Annotated in this window: 15 protein-coding genes and 1 tRNA gene; 8 read left to right on the top strand and 8 right to left on the bottom strand. The window is 71.6% G+C overall.

All coding sequences use genetic code 11. The features are described from left to right. Positions 1 to 2 precede the first annotated feature (2 nt). Entirely contained in the window at positions 3 to 698 is a 696-nt protein-coding gene (locus tag ABZ923_RS08980) for a CoA pyrophosphatase (RefSeq protein ID WP_361468682.1), read from the bottom strand. Positions 699 to 753: 55 nt separating this feature from the next. Beyond that, on the bottom strand, positions 754 to 1,605 hold the full coding sequence (gene nth / locus ABZ923_RS08975) for an endonuclease III (RefSeq protein ID WP_361468679.1): 852 nt from the start codon (positions 1,603 to 1,605) through the stop codon (positions 754 to 756). Between the two features lie 341 nt (positions 1,606 to 1,946). On the opposite strand from nth, the gene ABZ923_RS08970 reads away from it, so the two are divergent. Further along, positions 1,947 to 2,621 (top strand): Crp/Fnr family transcriptional regulator, encoded by a 675-nt coding sequence (locus ABZ923_RS08970; protein WP_014674022.1) that lies wholly within the window; start codon positions 1,947 to 1,949, stop codon positions 2,619 to 2,621. Between the two features lie 126 nt (positions 2,622 to 2,747). Beyond that, positions 2,748 to 3,569, top strand: coding sequence for a nucleotidyltransferase domain-containing protein (locus ABZ923_RS08965; RefSeq protein WP_361468677.1), 822 nt, complete (start codon positions 2,748 to 2,750; stop codon positions 3,567 to 3,569). A gap of 9 nt (positions 3,570 to 3,578) precedes the next feature. Here ABZ923_RS08965 and ABZ923_RS08960 read toward each other — a convergent pair whose 3' ends face one another. The 4 genes from ABZ923_RS08960 to ABZ923_RS08945 are packed head-to-tail and all read right to left on the bottom strand — an operon-like array spanning position 3,579 to position 5,988. Beyond that, complete coding sequence (locus tag ABZ923_RS08960) at positions 3,579 to 4,409, bottom strand: MBL fold metallo-hydrolase (protein ID WP_361468674.1); 831 nt, start codon at positions 4,407 to 4,409, stop codon at positions 3,579 to 3,581. Beyond that, positions 4,406 to 5,299 (bottom strand): NUDIX hydrolase, encoded by an 894-nt coding sequence (locus ABZ923_RS08955; RefSeq protein ID WP_361468672.1) that lies wholly within the window; start codon positions 5,297 to 5,299, stop codon positions 4,406 to 4,408. Before ABZ923_RS08955 ends, ABZ923_RS08960 begins: the two co-directional genes overlap by 4 nt. Before the next feature lie 57 nt (positions 5,300 to 5,356). Further along, positions 5,357 to 5,821 carry a RidA family protein gene (locus ABZ923_RS08950; RefSeq protein WP_361468669.1) on the bottom strand — a complete coding sequence of 155 codons (465 nt, stop codon included), beginning with the start codon at positions 5,819 to 5,821 and terminating at the stop codon, positions 5,357 to 5,359. Beyond that, positions 5,818 to 5,988 (bottom strand): hypothetical protein, encoded by a 171-nt coding sequence (locus ABZ923_RS08945; RefSeq protein ID WP_189982103.1) that lies wholly within the window; start codon positions 5,986 to 5,988, stop codon positions 5,818 to 5,820. Before ABZ923_RS08945 ends, ABZ923_RS08950 begins: the two co-directional genes overlap by 4 nt. Before the next feature lie 107 nt (positions 5,989 to 6,095). On the opposite strand from ABZ923_RS08945, the gene ABZ923_RS08940 reads away from it, so the two are divergent. Both ABZ923_RS08940 and ABZ923_RS08935 read left to right on the top strand, forming a co-directional pair. Beyond that, positions 6,096 to 7,073 (top strand): ArsA-related P-loop ATPase, encoded by a 978-nt coding sequence (locus ABZ923_RS08940; protein WP_361468666.1) that lies wholly within the window; start codon positions 6,096 to 6,098, stop codon positions 7,071 to 7,073. Further along, positions 7,070 to 8,404, top strand: a complete 1,335-nt coding sequence (locus tag ABZ923_RS08935; RefSeq protein WP_361468663.1) for an ArsA family ATPase — start codon at positions 7,070 to 7,072, stop codon at positions 8,402 to 8,404. The genes ABZ923_RS08940 and ABZ923_RS08935 overlap by 4 nt, the downstream gene beginning before the upstream one ends. Before the next feature lie 422 nt (positions 8,405 to 8,826). Here ABZ923_RS08935 and wblA read toward each other — a convergent pair whose 3' ends face one another. Beyond that, complete coding sequence (gene wblA, locus ABZ923_RS08930) at positions 8,827 to 9,165, bottom strand: transcriptional regulator WblA (RefSeq protein ID WP_179851885.1); 339 nt, start codon at positions 9,163 to 9,165, stop codon at positions 8,827 to 8,829. 490 nt (positions 9,166 to 9,655) lie between these two features. On the opposite strand from wblA, the gene ABZ923_RS08925 reads away from it, so the two are divergent. Then, positions 9,656 to 11,998: a transglycosylase domain-containing protein gene (locus tag ABZ923_RS08925; RefSeq protein ID WP_361468661.1), complete on the top strand. Its 2,343-nt coding sequence runs from the start codon at positions 9,656 to 9,658 to the stop codon at positions 11,996 to 11,998. Positions 11,999 to 12,212: 214 nt separating this feature from the next. On the opposite strand, the gene ABZ923_RS08920 is transcribed toward ABZ923_RS08925, so the two are convergent. Then, entirely contained in the window at positions 12,213 to 12,680 is a 468-nt protein-coding gene (locus tag ABZ923_RS08920; RefSeq protein ID WP_361468659.1) for a GatB/YqeY domain-containing protein, read from the bottom strand. Between the two features lie 94 nt (positions 12,681 to 12,774). Here ABZ923_RS08920 and ABZ923_RS08915 point away from each other — a divergent pair, with 94 nt between their 5' ends. From ABZ923_RS08915 to ABZ923_RS08905, 3 genes are all read left to right on the top strand, one after another. After that, positions 12,775 to 13,701: a metallophosphoesterase gene (locus ABZ923_RS08915; protein WP_361468656.1), complete on the top strand. Its 927-nt coding sequence runs from the start codon at positions 12,775 to 12,777 to the stop codon at positions 13,699 to 13,701. Between the two features lie 334 nt (positions 13,702 to 14,035). Next, complete coding sequence (locus tag ABZ923_RS08910; protein WP_361468653.1) at positions 14,036 to 14,794, top strand: Pr6Pr family membrane protein; 759 nt, start codon at positions 14,036 to 14,038, stop codon at positions 14,792 to 14,794. A gap of 66 nt (positions 14,795 to 14,860) precedes the next feature. After that, positions 14,861 to 14,934, top strand: a tRNA-Pro gene (locus ABZ923_RS08905). The last annotated feature ends 419 nt before the right edge of the window (positions 14,935 to 15,353 follow it).

The following is a 15,353-nucleotide window of genomic DNA, read 5'->3' as shown; positions in this document are numbered from 1 at the left end:
TGTCATGCGTGCCAGTCGAGCGGGACCTGCTTCCCCCGGTCCCAGGGGCGCTCCCAGCCCGCGTAGTGCAGCAGGCGGTCGATCACTCCGGCCGTGAAACCCCACACCAGGGCCGATTCGACCAGGAATGCCGGACCGCTGTGGCCTCTGGGGTGGACGGCGGTGGCGCGGTTGGCGGGATCCGTGAGATCCGCCACGGGAACGGTGAAGACCCGTGCCGTCTCGTTCGGGTCGACCACGCCGACCGGGCTGGGCTTGCGCCACCAGCCGAGCACGGGCGTGACGACGAAGCCGCTGACCGGGATGTACAGCCTCGGCAGCACGCCGAAGAGCTGCACGCCGGACGGGTCGAGCCCGGTCTCCTCCTCCGCTTCGCGCAGCGCGGCCCGCAGCGGCCCCTCGCCCTGCGGATCGCCGTCCTCCGGGTCCAGCGCGCCGCCGGGGAAGGACGGCTGGCCGGCGTGCGAGCGCAGCGAGCCCGCGCGCTCCATGAGCAGCAGCTCCGGGCCGCGCTCGCCCTCGCCGAACAGGATCAGCACGGCCGACTGCCGTCCCGAGCCGTTCTCCGGCGGCAGGAAGCGGCTCAGCTGGAGCGGCTGGACCGTGTCGGCGGCGTGCACGACGGGCTCCAGCCAGTCCGGCAGCCCTTCCCTGCTGAACGTCACCGGACCGCCCTGTGTGTCGCTTGCCCTCGTCATCGCCACCCCCGCCGCTCTGCCCTCTCCAACGCCCGAGGCCCCCGAGATCGTTCCGTCACGCGGCGCCCAGGGGCGGCGCCGGTTTGCCGCCCGCGTCGAGGTAGGCCTGCGGGGGCTTGAGCCGCTGGCCGGGGAAGCCGCCCTTCTCGTACTTCAGCAGCTTCCCGGCCTTCTCGGGGTCGGTCTCGCCCTCGCCGTAGGCCGGGCAGAGCGGAGCGATGGGGCAGGCGCCGCAGGCGGGCTTGCGGGCGTGGCAGATGCGGCGGCCGTGCCAGATCACGTGGTGGGACAGGTCGGTCCAGTCGCTCTTCGGGAAGAGCGCGCCGACGGCGGCCTCGATCTTGTCGGGGTCGGTCTCGTCGGTCCACTGCCAGCGCCGGACCAGCCGCTGGAAGTGGGTGTCCACGGTGATCCCGGGCCGGCCGAAGGCGTTGCCGAGGACGACGAAGGCGGTCTTGCGGCCGACGCCGGGCAGCGTGACCAGGTCCTCCAGCTTCCCGGGCACCTCGCCGCCGAAGTTGTCGACGAGCGCCTTGGAGAGCCCTATGACCGACTTGGTCTTGGCCCGGAAGAAGCCGCAGGGCCGCAGGATCTCCTCGACCTCCTCCGGGTCGGCGGCGGCGAGGTCCTCGGGGGTGGGGTACCTGGCGAAGAGCGCCGGGGTGGTCTGGTTGACGCGCAGGTCGGTGGTCTGGGCCGACAGCACGGTGGCGACGACCAGCTGGAAGGGGTTCTCGAAGTCCAGCTCGGGGTGGGCGTACGGGTAGACCTCGGCCAGTTCGCGGTTGATGCGGCGGGCGCGGCGGACCAGCGCGGTGGGGGACTCGCCGGACGGCGGCCTGACGGCGGTCTTCCTGACGGGCGCGGCCTTCTTGGCGGGCTTTTCGACGGACGCGGCCTTCTTCACGACGGCGGGTGCCTTTTTGGTCGATTTGCCTTTTTTATTACTTCCTCCGGGGCTCTGTTCGCCCACAGCGGAATCGCGACGTGCAACCACCCGCCCAGCCCCCTTGTCCTGTGCTCTCACCGGCGATTTGGACACCCGGCCAGCCTAAAGCCCGGCACCGACATCCGCCCCGGACCCCGCGCAGCGGCGCCCGATCGGACCCCTGACGCTTACCCCGGGACACCTGTGCGGCATCCTTGTGACAGATCACACTGTTTGGACCGTCCGGCAAAATGGGGAACACGGTCCCCTGGCACATGGGGGAGCAAGATCCCCTGAGCAGGTCGACAAGGAGAGAACTCGTGGACGACGTTCTGCGGCGCAACCCGCTCTTCGCGGCTCTCGACGACGAGCAGGCCGCGGAGCTTCGCGCCTCCATGAGTGAGGTGACCCTCGCACGCGGCGACTCCCTGTTCCACGAGGGAGACCCCGGGGACCGGCTGTACGTCGTCACCGAGGGCAAGGTCAAGCTGCACCGCACCTCCCCCGACGGCCGCGAGAACATGCTCGCCGTCGTCGGCCCCGGCGAGTTGATCGGCGAGCTGTCGCTGTTCGACCCGGGCCCCCGTACGGCCACCGCGACCGCGCTGACCGAGGTCAAGCTGCTCGGCCTCGGCCACGGCGACCTCCAGCCCTGGCTGAACGCCCGCCCCGAGGTGGCCGGCGCTCTGCTGCGCGCCGTCGCCCGCCGCCTGCGCAAGACCAACGACGCCATGTCCGACCTGGTCTTCTCCGACGTCCCCGGCCGCGTGGCACGCGCCCTGCTGGACCTCTCGCGCCGCTTCGGCGTGCAGTCCGAGGAGGGCATCCACGTCGTCCACGACCTCACCCAGGAGGAGCTGGCCCAGCTGGTCGGCGCCTCCCGCGAGACCGTGAACAAGGCGCTCGCGGACTTCGCCCAGCGCGGCTGGCTCCGCCTGGAGGCGCGGGCCGTGATCCTGCTCGACGTGGAGCGGCTCGCCAAGCGCTCGCGCTGACACCGGTCCCGGCCGTACGACACGGGGGCCCGCTTCCCGGAAGCCGGCCCCCGTCGTCATGCCCGCCGAGGCCGCCCGCGCCGAAAGTCGGCTGCCCAGGGCCGCGGCGGACGGCACAGTGGGCCCATGACCGTGCTCCCCGCCCCCACAGGCCTCGACGCCCAGGGCCTGCTGGCCCGCGAAGGCTCCCTCGCGCGCGTGCAGCCCGCTTTCCGCCCGGTCGTGGCCGCCGTCCGCGACCGGCTGCCGGCCGTCTTCGGCGCCCGTCTGCACAGCGCCTACCTCTACGGGTCGATCCCGCGCGGCACCGCGCGCGTGGGGCGCAGCGACCTGGACCTGCTGATCGCCCTGCGCGAGGAACCGGCCGACGCCGACCGGGCCGCCGTACAGGCCCTCGGCGAGGCGCTCGACCAGGAGTTCCGGCAGATCGACGGCGTCGGCACGCTGCTCTGCGGCCGGGAGCGGCTGCTGAGCGACCTGGAGCGGTACGACCTGGGCTGGTTCGTCGCCTGCCTGTGCACCCCGCTGCTCGGCGAGGACCTCGCCGCCCACCTGCCCCGCTACCGCCCCGACTCCCTGCTGGCCCGCGAGACCAACGGCGACCTCGGGCGGTGGCTGCCCCGCTGGCGCGAGCGGATCGCGCGGGCCGAGGACACCGAGGAGGCCCGCCGGCCGCTCGTGCGGTTCATGTCCCGCCACCTCGTCCGCACGGCCTTCACGCTCGTCATGCCCCGCTGGCAGGGCTGGACCAGCGACCTGCGCGAGATGGCCGAGGTGTTCGGCGCCTACTACCCCGAACGGGCCGCGAAGCTGCGTACGGCGGCCGCGTACGGCTACGAGCCCGTCGGCGACCCGCAGGTGCTGCGGTCGTACGTCGACGACCTGGGCCCCTGGCTCGCCGCCGAGTACGCGCGCGTGCACGGCGTGAAGGCACCCCGCCCGGACTAGAGCCTTTCGCTAGATCAGCCCGTGCTCGCTCAGGTAGTCCATCTGCGCGCGTACCGACAGTTCCGCCGCCGGCCACAGCGAGCGGTCCACGTCGGCGTACACGTGGGCGACGACCTGGGCCGCCGTGCGGTAGCCGTCCTCGACCGCGGTCTCCACCTGGGCGAGCCGGTGGGCGCGGTGGGCGAGGTAGAACTCGACGGCGCCCTGCGCGTCCTCCAGGACCGGCCCGTGGCCCGGCAGGACGGTGTGCACGCCGTCGTCCACCGTCAGGGACCTCAGCCGCCGCAGCGAGTCCAGATAGTCGCCGAGCCGGCCGTCGGGGTGCGCCACGACCGTCGTACCGCGCCCCAGGACGGTGTCGCCGGTCAGCACGGCCCGGTCGGCCGGCAGATGGAAGGACAGCGAGTCCGCGGTGTGCCCGGGGGTCGGTACGACCCTCAGCTCCAGGCCGCCGACGGTGATCACGTCACCGGCGGCCAGGCCCTCGTCGCCGAGCCGCAGCGCCGGGTCGAGGGCACGCACGCGCGTGGCGGTCAGCTCGGCGAACCGGGCGGCGCCCTCGGCGTGGTCGGGGTGGCCGTGGGTGAGCAGGGTCAGGGCTATGCGTTTGCCGGCCTTCTCGGCCGTGTCCACGACGTTGCGCAGATGGCCGTCGTCCAGCGGGCCCGGGTCGATCACGACGGCCAGGTCGGAGTCGGGCTCGGCGACGATCCAGGTGTTGGTGCCGTCCAGGGTCATCGCGGAGGCGTTCGGCGCGAGGACGTTGACCGCGCGCGCGGTGGCCGGGCCGGAGATGACGTCGCCCCGGGGCTGGCCCGGCAGCGCGCTTGCATCGGTCATGCGGGGCCTCCACCGGTGGTCTGAGCGGGTGTCGGGGCGGTCGGTACGTGTTTGGTGAACTCGTCGTGCCCGGGCCAGGACAGGACGATCTCGCCGTTTTCGAGGCGGGCCCGGGCCAGCACCGGGGTCATGTCGCGCGCGGGCGCGGCGGCCAGCGCCTCGGCGGCGCTGCCGTAGGGCAGCAGCTGGCGCAGGGTGGCGACGGTGGGCGGCATCATCAGCAGCTCGCCCTTGTCGTAGCCGGCGGCGGCCTCCTCGGGGCGGATCCACACCGTGCGGTCGGCCTCCGTGGAGGCGTTCCGGGTGCGCTGCCCCTCGGGGAGGGCCGCCACGAAGAACCAGGTGTCGTAGCGGCGAGCCTCGAACTCCGGGGTGATCCAGCGGGTCCAGGCGCCCAGCAGGTCCGAGCGCAGCACCAGGCCGCGCCGGTCGAGGAACTCGGCGAAGGACAGCTCGCGCGCCACCAGGGCGGCGCGGTCGGCCTCCCAGTCGTCGCCGGTGGTGTCGCCGACGACCGAGTCCGGGTCGGGCCCGGCGAGCAGGACGCCGGCCTCCTCGTACGTCTCGCGTACGGCAGCGCAGACGATCGCCTGGGCGCCCGCCTCGTCGACGCCGAGCCGCTCGGCCCACCACGCGCGCGCGGGGCCCGCCCAGCGGACCCGGCGGTCGTCGTCACGCGGGTCGACACCGCCTCCCGGGTACGCGTACGCGCCTCCGGCGAAGGCCATGGAGGCGCGTCTGCGCAGCATGTGGACGACCGGTCCGGCGGGGGTGTCCTTCAGCAGCAGCACCGTGGCCGCGCGCCTGGGGGTCACCGGGGTGAGCGTGCCTGCCGCGAGCGCGCGGATGCGGTCGGGCCACTCCGGGGGATACCACTGACCGTTCGCCATGGCCGGAGGCTATCCCGTGTAGGGCGAATGTTCGAGAGGTACCCGAGGTCAGTGGGGTTACTGCGCGAGTTCCACCTGGATCTCGACCTCGACCGGCGCGTCCAGCGGCAGCACCGCGACGCCGACCGCGCTGCGGGCGTGCACGCCCTTGTCGCCCAGGACCTCGCCGAGCAGTTCGCTGGCGCCGTTGACGACACCCGGCTGCCCGGTGAAGTCGGACGCCGAGGCGACGAAGCCGACGACCTTCACCACGCGCGCGATGCGGTCCAGGTCACCGACGACGGACTTCACGGCGGCCAGTGCGTTCAGCGCGCAGGTGCGGGCCAGCTCCTTGGCCTCCTCCGGCGTGACCTCGGCGCCCACCTTGCCGGTGACCGGCAGCTTGCCCTCCACCATCGGCAGCTGGCCGGCGGTGTAGACGTATGCGCCGGACTGCACGGCCGGCTGGTAGGCGGCCAGCGGCGGTACGACGGCCGGCAGGGTCAGGCCCAGTTCGGCCAGCTTGGTCTCGACCGCGCTCACGCCGGGTTCTCCTGCTTCTCGCGCTTGAGGTAGGCCACGAGCGACTCCGGGTTCGGACCCGGCACGACCTGCACGAGCTCATAGCCCTGATCGCCCCAGCTGTCCAGGATCTGCTTGGTGGCGTGGATGAGCAGCGGCACGGTCTGGTATTCCCACTTCTTGGTCATGGGGGCGACTGTAGCCGCTGTGACCCGGGGGGCCGGCGGCCCACCACGGCCCCCGTTATCCACAGCCTCCCGCGTGAGTGTCGGCCGGACTGGTTAGGCTCGAAGACGTGAGCAGGCTCCAGGTCGTCAGCGGCAAGGGCGGGACCGGAAAGACGACGGTCGCCGCCGCACTCGCGCTGGCCCTCGCGACCGAGGGGAAGCGGACGCTTCTCGTGGAGGTCGAGGGCCGGCAGGGCATCGCACAGCTCTTCGAGACGGAAGCGCTTCCCTACGAGGAGCGGAAGATCGCGGTCGCTCCGGGCGGAGGCGAGGTGTACGCCCTCGCGATCGACCCCGAACTGGCCCTTCTGGACTATCTCCAGATGTTCTACAAGCTCGGCGGTGCGGGCCGGGCGCTGAAGAAGCTCGGCGCGATCGACTTCGCCACCACCGTCGCGCCCGGGCTCAGAGACGTCCTGCTGACCGGCAAGGCGTGCGAGGCCGTGCGCCGCAAGGACAGGTCCGGACGGTTCGTGTACGACTACGTCGTCATGGACGCCCCGCCGACGGGCCGCATCACCCGCTTCCTGAACGTCAACGACGAGGTGGCGGGCCTCGCGAAGATCGGCCCGATACACAATCAGGCGCAGGCCGTCATGCGGGTGCTGAAGTCGCCGGAGACGGCGGTGCACCTGGTGACGCTGCTGGAGGAGATGCCGGTCCAGGAGACCGCCGACGGCATCGCCGAACTCCGCGCGGCCCGGCTCCCGGTGGGCCGGGTCATCGTGAACATGGTCCGGCCGGAGGTGTTGGACGCGGCCGATCTGGAACTCGTACGGACCGTGGAGCGTTCATCGGTCGCACAGGCGCTCTCGGCGGCCGGTCTGGGCGGGGCCCGGCGCGGCGGGAACGCCGAGAAGCTGGTGGACCCGCTGCTGGCTCAGGCCGCGGAGTACGCCGAGCGGTACGCACTGGAGCAGGAGCAGCGCGCGGTCCTGGCCGAGCTGGGCCTGCCGCTGCACGAACTGCCGCTGCTCGCTGAGGGCATGGACCTCGCGGGCCTGTACGAACTCGCCACCGAGCTGCGGAAGCAGGGGTTGTCATGAGTCCGGACCCGGCCGAGGCACCCGAGACGGCCGCGGGGCCCGAGCAGGGCCGCCGCCTCACCCCCGCGCGCGTGCTGGACGTGGACCCGCTGCTGGACGACCCGAAGACCCGGATCGTGGTGTGCTGCGGCGCGGGCGGGGTCGGCAAGACGACGACCGCGGCGGCCCTGGGGCTGCGGGCGGCCGAGCGGGGCCGCAAGGTGGTCGTGCTGACCATCGACCCGGCCAAGCGGCTGGCCCAGTCGATGGGCATCGACTCCCTCGACAACGTGCCGCGCCGGGTGAAGGGCACCGAGGGCGGCGGCGAGCTGCACGCCATGATGCTCGACATGAAGCGCACCTTCGACGAGGTCGTGGAGGCGCACGCGGACCCCGAGCGGGCCGCCGTGATCCTGGCGAACCCCTTCTACCAGTCGCTCTCGGCGGGCTTCGCGGGCACGCAGGAGTACATGGCGATGGAGAAGCTGGGCCAGCTGCGGGCGAAGGACGAGTGGGACCTGATCGTGGTCGACACCCCGCCCTCCCGCTCCGCGCTGGACTTCCTGGACGCGCCCAAGCGGCTCGGCTCCTTCCTGGACGGCCGGCTCATCCGTCTGCTGACCGCTCCGGCGAAGCTCGGCGGCCGCGCGGGGATGGCGTTCCTCAACGTCGGCATGTCGATGATGACCGGCACGCTGGGCAAGCTGCTGGGCGGCCAGCTGCTGAAGGACGTCCAGACGTTCGTGGCCGCGATGGACACCACCTTCGGCGGTTTCCGTACGCGCGCGGACGCCACCTACAAGCTCCTGCAGGCGCCCGGCACGGCGTTCCTGGTGGTGGCGGCGCCGGAGCGGGACGCGCTGCGCGAGGCGGCGTACTTCGTGGAGCGGCTGGCCGCGGAGAACATGCCGCTGATGGGCCTGGTGCTCAACCGGGTCCACGGCAGCGGCGCCGGCCGGCTGTCGGCCGAGCGGGCCCTGGCCGCCGCGGAAAATCTTGAGGACCCCCGCATTGTCGATCAGGGGGACGGGAAAGCTGGACTTCGTAACTCTCCCGACACGTACGGCAGTTCACAATCTCCCGCACCCGAGACCGCAGACACCGCTTCCGAGGAAGGCTCCCCCGCCGACGCGGAACACTCCGTCGACCGGCTCACCGCGGGTCTGCTCCGGCTGCACGCCGACCGCATGCAGCTGCTCTCGCGTGAGCAGCGCACGCGGGACCGTTTCACCGCCCGCCACCCCGAGGTGGCGGTGGTCGAAGTACCCGCGCTGCCCGGCGACGTCCACGACCTCGCGGGCCTGCGCGACATCGGGCACCGACTGGCTGCCGGGCGCCCGGAGGACCCGTAGGCCGCAGGTGAGCACGACGGCACACACGGGCGGGCGGCCGGTCGCCGCGCCCTGCACGGCCCACGCGGGCGACACGCGACGAGGGTCGCGGGCGCGCGAGTGGCGGCCGAGGCGCACGAACGGCGGTCGCGGGCGCGCGTGGCCTGCGGCGCAGGAAGCTCCGCACAGCATGACCGTCGCGGACGCGTCCCACACGAGGGGCGCGACGTCCGCACACGGCGGTCACAAGTACGACGTGAACGGCGGTCGCGACTCCGCACACGGCGGTCACTGGCACGCCGTATGCAGCAGTCCTGACTCCGCGCACGGCGGGCACAGGCACGCCGTGAACGGCGCTCGCGGAGGTGGCGGTTGCCGGTGGCGGGCTTGCCCGGACCATGTGCCCGGGGTATGCCCCAGGTGGGTGGCCGAGGGGGGTGCCCTCAGCTCACCGCCGCGTAGTTCTCGTACACCTCGTCGCTGTCGAGGGGCACGATCCCGACGCCCCGCTCGTACTCCAAGCGGGCGGTTTCCAGCAGTCTGCGCCACGAGGTGACGGTGGGCCGGCGGCGCAGCAGCGCGCGGCGCTCCCGCTCCGTCATGCCTCCCCACACGCCGAACTCGACGCGGTTGTCCAGCGCGTCCGCCAGGCACTCGGTGCGTACCGGACATCCGGTGCACACCGCCTTGGCCCTGTTCTGCGCTGCTCCCTGAACGAACAGTTCATCCGGATCGGTAGTGCGGCAGGCAGCCTGCGCACTCCAGTCGGTTACCCAGCCCATACCGGCGCCGTCCTCTCCCGAATCGAGGCTCCCCCACGGCGGCAGCGGCATATTCACCGCCGCCAGTTGAGGACGTTACGGAAGGTGGGCACAGCGCAACACCCCCTGCGGGCCCAATCTTGAATGGCCCGAACGGACTATGGGTAAGCGGCAGATCACCCGCGGGAGTGAGCTGGCGACATGCGTGATCATCCCGGCAAACCGGGACAGTCGTGGTACGTCATACCGGGGCGCCAGGCGACACACGCGGCGGAATCGGGCTCGCCCCCGGGGGAAGCGGGACGCTCCCTGCGGATCTCCGGCTGGGTCCGGAACGATTCGGGGTCGCCGGACGTATAGCTACATGACCGCACTGCTGTGACAGTTGAGAGCAGCTTAGGCCAAGGCCTGGGCGTGTGTCCGGCGAATGGGAACGCAGACCCCCCGCTTTGCCGTGCCGTGATGCGGTCGCTCCTTCGGAACGCTCAACAGTACGGATTAGGCTGCCCCCATGCCAAAGAAGCGCCCGGGCGGCGGTCTGTCGCCCATGCAGCAGGCCGCCAAGTTCCTCGGTGTCAGTGTGCTCGCCGGAGCCGTGATGGCCGGCATCGCGCTGCCCGCGGCCGGCGCGCTGGGCCTCGCGGCCAAGGGCTCGGTCAAGAGCTTCGACGAGATCCCGGCCAACCTGAAGAGTCCCCAGCTGAGCCAGCGCACCACGATCCTGGACAACCGGGGCAAACAGATCGCGACCGTCTACTCCCGCGACCGTACGGTGGTCGACCTCAAGGACATCTCGCCGTACATGCAGAAGGCGATCGTCGCGATCGAGGACTCGCGCTTCTACAAGCACGGCGCCGTCGACCTCAAGGGCGTGCTGCGCGCCCTGAACAAGAACGCCCGGGAGGGCGGGGTCGCCCAGGGCGCCTCCACGCTCACCCAGCAGCTGGTGAAGAACTACTTCATCGAGGAAGCCGGCGACGACCCGACCAAGGTCGCCGAGGCCACCCAGCAGACGCTGGGCCGCAAGATCCGCGAGCTGAAGTACGCGATCCAGATCGAGGACAAGCTCGGCAAGAAGAAGATCCTCGAGAACTACCTGAACATCACCTTCTTCGGCGAGCAGGCCTACGGCGTCGAGGCCGCCTCCCAGCGGTACTTCTCCAAGCACGCCAAGGACCTGAACCTGCAGGAGTCGGCGCTGCTGGCCGGCATCGTGCAGTCCCCGAGCCGGTACGACCCGGTGAACGACGAGGCGGAGGCCACCAAGCGGCGCAACACCGTCCTGCAGCGCATGGCGGAACTGGGCGACATCTCCCAGAAGGAGGCCGACCAGGCCAAGGAGAAGCCGCTCGGCCTGCACACCAGCCGTCCCAAGAACGGCTGCATCACCGCCGCGAAGAGCGCCGGCTTCTTCTGTGACTACGTCCGCCAGATCGTCCTCACGGACCCGGTCTTCGGCAAGACCAGGGAGCAGCGGGCCAAGCTGTGGAACCAGGGCGGCCTGACCATCCGCACCACGCTCGACCCGCAGGCCCAGAAGTCCGCGCAGGCGTCCATCAAGGACCACGTCTACAAGAGCGACGCCGTGGCCACCGCCGCGACCATCGTCGAGCCCGGCACCGGCAAGATCCTCGCGATGGGCCAGTCCCGCCCGTACGGCGTCAACGTCAAGAACGACGAGACGACGATCAACCTGTCCGTCAACTCGGACATGGGCGGCGGCGCCGGGTACCAGCCCGGTTCCACGTTCAAGCCGATCGTCGCCGCGGCGGCCGTCGAGGGCGGCAAGCCCCCGACGCAGGAGTACTCGTCGCCGTACGAGATGCCGTACCCGAGCCCGGTGTCCGCGTGCAACGGCAAGATGTGGCGCGACGACCCGTACAAGCCGACCAAGCTGACCAACGAGAACGAGTCGGAGCGCGGCCCGTACGGCATGAAGGAGGCGACCGCGAAGTCGGTCAACACCTACTACGTGCAGCTGATCAGCGACATCGGCATCTGCCCGGTCGTCGACATGGCCAAGAAGATGGGCGTGCAGCGCGCGGACGGCCGCAAGATCCAGCAGGCGCCGTCCATCGCGCTCGGCACCCAGGAGGTCTCGCCGCTGACCATGGCGAACGCGTACGCCACCTTCGCCGCGCGCGGGATGTACTGCACCCCGGTCGCCATCGAGTCGATCACCCAGAAGGTCGGCAGCGACCAGAAGTCCCTGGAGGTGCCGAAGTCGACCTGCTCGCGGGCGATGTCGGAGAACACCGCGGACACGGTCAGCACGCTCCTCAAGGGCGTGGTCGAGGACGGCACCGGCCAGGAGGCCGGTCTCGGCAGCCGCCCGAGCGCGGGCAAGACGGGTACGACGGACGAGCGCTTCGCGGCCTGGTTCGTCGGCTACACCCCCAACATGGCCGGCGCGGTCTGGGTCGGCGACCCGCAGCACAAGCGCAAGATGACCAACATCACCATCGGCGGCGTCCCGCACGACAAGGTCTACGGCGGTGAGGTCCCGGGCCCGATCTGGCGCGACATGATGAGCGGCGCCCTGGAGGGCAAGTCCGTGGAGGAATTCCACCTGGTCGACATCCCCGACGCCACCCACGAGGGTGATGATCAGGGAAAAGGCCGAAGGGGGACGGAGGACGGCAACAACGGGGACACGGCGGGACAACTGATCGGCGGACTGATCGGCGGCCCGACGGACGGGGGAACGCCGGGCACGGCCGCAACGGGTGACACCACCGCCGGCGCCCTCGGCGGCACCTTCCCGACGCCGACGTTCTCCATCCCCGAGAACTTCATCCAGGGCCAAGGGAACGGCGGGAACAACGGCAACGGGTTCGGTGGCGGCCGGGGATAACCGGTCGACGGTACGACCGCGGGGCCGCACCCTGTATCGGGTGCGGCCCCGCCGTCGTGGTCGTGGCGCTCCGGCTCCGCGGTCGTACTCGGCGCGGCGGGTGCGCTTGAGCAGCCGCTCAGCCGTGGGTCCGCTGCCGGGCCATGGGTTCGCTGGTCAGCCCCGGATGCGCTGATAATCCACGGATCCGCTGGTCACCCCATGGATCCGCCGGTCAGCCCTGGAGCAGCTTCTTCACCGCAGCGGCGACGCGGCCGCCCTCGGCCTGGCCGGCCACCTTCGGGTTCACGATCTTCATGACGGCGCCCATGGCCCGCGGCCCCTCGGCACCGGCCGCCTTCGCCTCCTCCACGGCCTGGGTGACGATCGCGGTCAGCTCCTCGTCGGACAGCTGCTTGGGCAGGTACTCGGCGAGCAGCTCGCCCTCCGCCTTCTCCCGCTCGGCCTGCTCGGGCCGGCCACCCTGTGCGAAGGCCTCGGCCGCCTCGCGGCGCTTCTTCGCCTCGCGGGTGATCACCTTGAGGACCTCGTCGTCGGAGAGCTCCCGCTTCTCCTTGCCCGCGACCTCCTCCTTGGTGATCGCGGTGAGCGTCAGCCGGAGCGTCGAGGAGCGGAGCTCGTCGCGCTCCTTGATCGCGGCGTTGAGGTCGTCCTGCAGCTTCGACTTGAGCGTGGTGGTCATGACCCGATTGTCGCAGGTACACGGCCGCTCACGCCCGCGCATTTAACCGGGCGGCCGGTCTCGCCGCACCCAACCGGTCTGACACGATGGGCACATGCGCGCGCGATACGGAATCCCCCTTGGCATCGTGGCGGCCGGCGCCGCCGGCCTGGTGTATGCGGCGGGCTTCGAGGCCCGTTCCTTCCGACTCCGACGGGTCACCGTCCCCGTCCTGCCCCCGGGCATGCGTCCGCTGCGTGTGCTGCAGGTCTCCGACATCCACATGGTGAGCGGCCAGCGCAAGAAGCAGCGCTGGCTGCAGTCGCTGGCCGGGCTGCGCCCCGACTTCGTGATCAACACGGGCGACAACCTGTCGGACCCCGAGGGCGTCCCCGAGGTCCTGGACGCGCTCGGCCCGCTGATGGAGTTCCCGGGCGCGTACGTCTTCGGCTCCAACGACTACTACGGCCCCAGGCTCCGCAACCCGGCCCGCTACCTGCTGGAGAAGACAAGCGGACGGCACGGCCTGAACGGCAACCCGCCGGTGGTCGGCGCGATCCACAACCCGTGGGAGGACCTGCGGGACGGCTTTGACGCGGCGGGCTGGCTGAACCTGACGAACACGCGGGGGGTCCTCAAGATCGAGGGCGCCTCCATCGAGCTGACCGGCCTGGACGACCCGCACATCAAGCGCGACCGGTACGCCCAGGTGGCGGGCGGCCCGTCCGGTACGTACGACTTCTCGCTCGGCGTGGTCCACGCGCCGTACCTGCGGGTGCTGGACGCGTTCACGGCGGACGCCTATCCCCTGGTCCTGGCCGGCCACACCCACGGCGGCCAGCTGTGCATCCCCTTCTACGGCGCCCTGGTCACCAACTGCGACCTGGACACGGACCGCGTGAAGGGCCTCTCCACGCACACGGCGGAGGGCCACACCTCCTACCTCCACGTCTCCGCAGGCTGCGGCACCAGCCGCTACACCCCGGTCCGCTTCGCCTGCCCCCCGGAGGCGACGCTGCTGACGCTGGTGGGGCGGGAGTAACGGGACGCCGGGAGGCGTGGGCAAGGCCTGCCTGGGGGGCGGAGCGGCTTGACGGCTGGGCTGGCCGCGCTGGGCGAGGGGGACCGCCGGAGCGCCGCGGTGGGCCGGACGGCCGAGGGTCAGCCGGACCGCCGCGGGGTTGAGCCGGACGACCGAGGGTCAGCCGAAACACCGCGGGGTGAGCCGGACGACCGAAGGCGTACCGGACAGCCGCGGTATGTGCCGGACGACGGCCGAGACTGAGCCGAACAGCCGAGGGGGTGGGCCAGCCGGCCGTAACCCACCCGGACTAGTCCACCTGGCCGCACCCCTCCCCCGCTCCTAGCGTGAGGGCATGACCGCCCCGATACCCAGGGAGATCCCGGAACTGCCCGCGGTCCCGGGTCCGCCCCTGCTGCTCCCCGCCCCGGTCCCGGCCACGGCGGTGGTGGCGCCGGTCCGCCGCCCCCGGGCCGCGGTGTTCCGCCTCCTGACCGCCGTGGCGGCGGCAGTCGGTGTCGCCCTGGAACTCCTGCTGGGCCCGCCGGCCCGCGTCCTGAGCTACTTCAGCGTCCAGACCAACGTCCTGCTGGCGGTGGTCATGTTCCTGTCGGCCAGACGGGCCTGGCACGCCCGTCGCCCGCTCCCCTCGGCGGTGACAGGCGCCACACTCCTGTACGCCCTGACCACCGCCCTCGTCTACCACCTGCTCCTGGGCCACACGACGCCCCCGTTCTCCATGACGGGCGCGACGACGGCACCGGAGCGCTGGCACGCCCAGTGGGCGGCCCTCCAGATCCTCCACACGCTCGTCCCGGCGGCGGCCCTGCTGGACTGGCTCCTGCTCACCCCCGCGGCCCGCCTGCACATCCGCCAGACGGCGGCCTGGCTCCTCTACCCCCTGGCCTACCTGACCTTCTTCCTCACCAGGGCCGCCTTCCTCCCGCCCACCAGCCCGTCCCGCTACCTCTATCCCTTCCTGGACGTGGCGGCCCACGGCTACCGCAGCACCCTGGCCAACGCCCTCCTCCTGGGCCTCGCGATCTACGCGCTCGCCGCCCTCCTGGTGGCCCTCGACCACACCCGCCCCACCCCGGTCCGCCGCCGCGCCTAAACCGGATTTCGTCCAGAGCCACCAGTGGGCTAAAGTAAACGACGTCGCCGCGACAAGCAGCGACACCGGGGTGTAGCGCAGCTTGGCAGCGCGCTTCGTTCGGGACGAAGAGGTCGTGGGTTCAAATCCCGCCACCCCGACGCCGTAGTACCAGGTCAGGGGCCTGATCCACCTAGTGGGTCAGGCCCCTGAGTGGTTCCCGGGGCCTTTTGGAAGCCGTTTGGCAGCCGACTTCGGGATCCGGCTCCCATTCCTCTCGCCCGGTGGCAGGCCTGGGCACATCACGGGGCTCCTGAAGAGCACACGCACGAGTGCAGTGCGGCACAGCCCAGGCGGCTGCTGATCCGGACAGCCCGTGTGTGCGCCTCCGTTCCTGATCTGCCAGCGGCCATCCCCGGGCGCGCGCTTCAGGTCTTGTGGCTGGCACGGATCCGCAGGCTCCGTGCCAGCTGGCCGGGTGAGCGGATGCCGCGTCGCCGGGCCGTGTCAGCCGGCGGACGGGCAACCCGCTGGCGTCACCCTGGCCGGGCCGTACGGTGAAATGCGTGGTGATCACGGA

Source organism: Streptomyces sp. NPDC046881, from assembly GCF_040645015.1.
Taxonomy (GTDB): Bacteria; Actinomycetota; Actinomycetes; order Streptomycetales; family Streptomycetaceae; genus Streptomyces.
The sequence above is the reverse complement of the archived record's forward strand: the minus strand, read 5'-3'. Positions and strand labels throughout refer to the sequence as shown.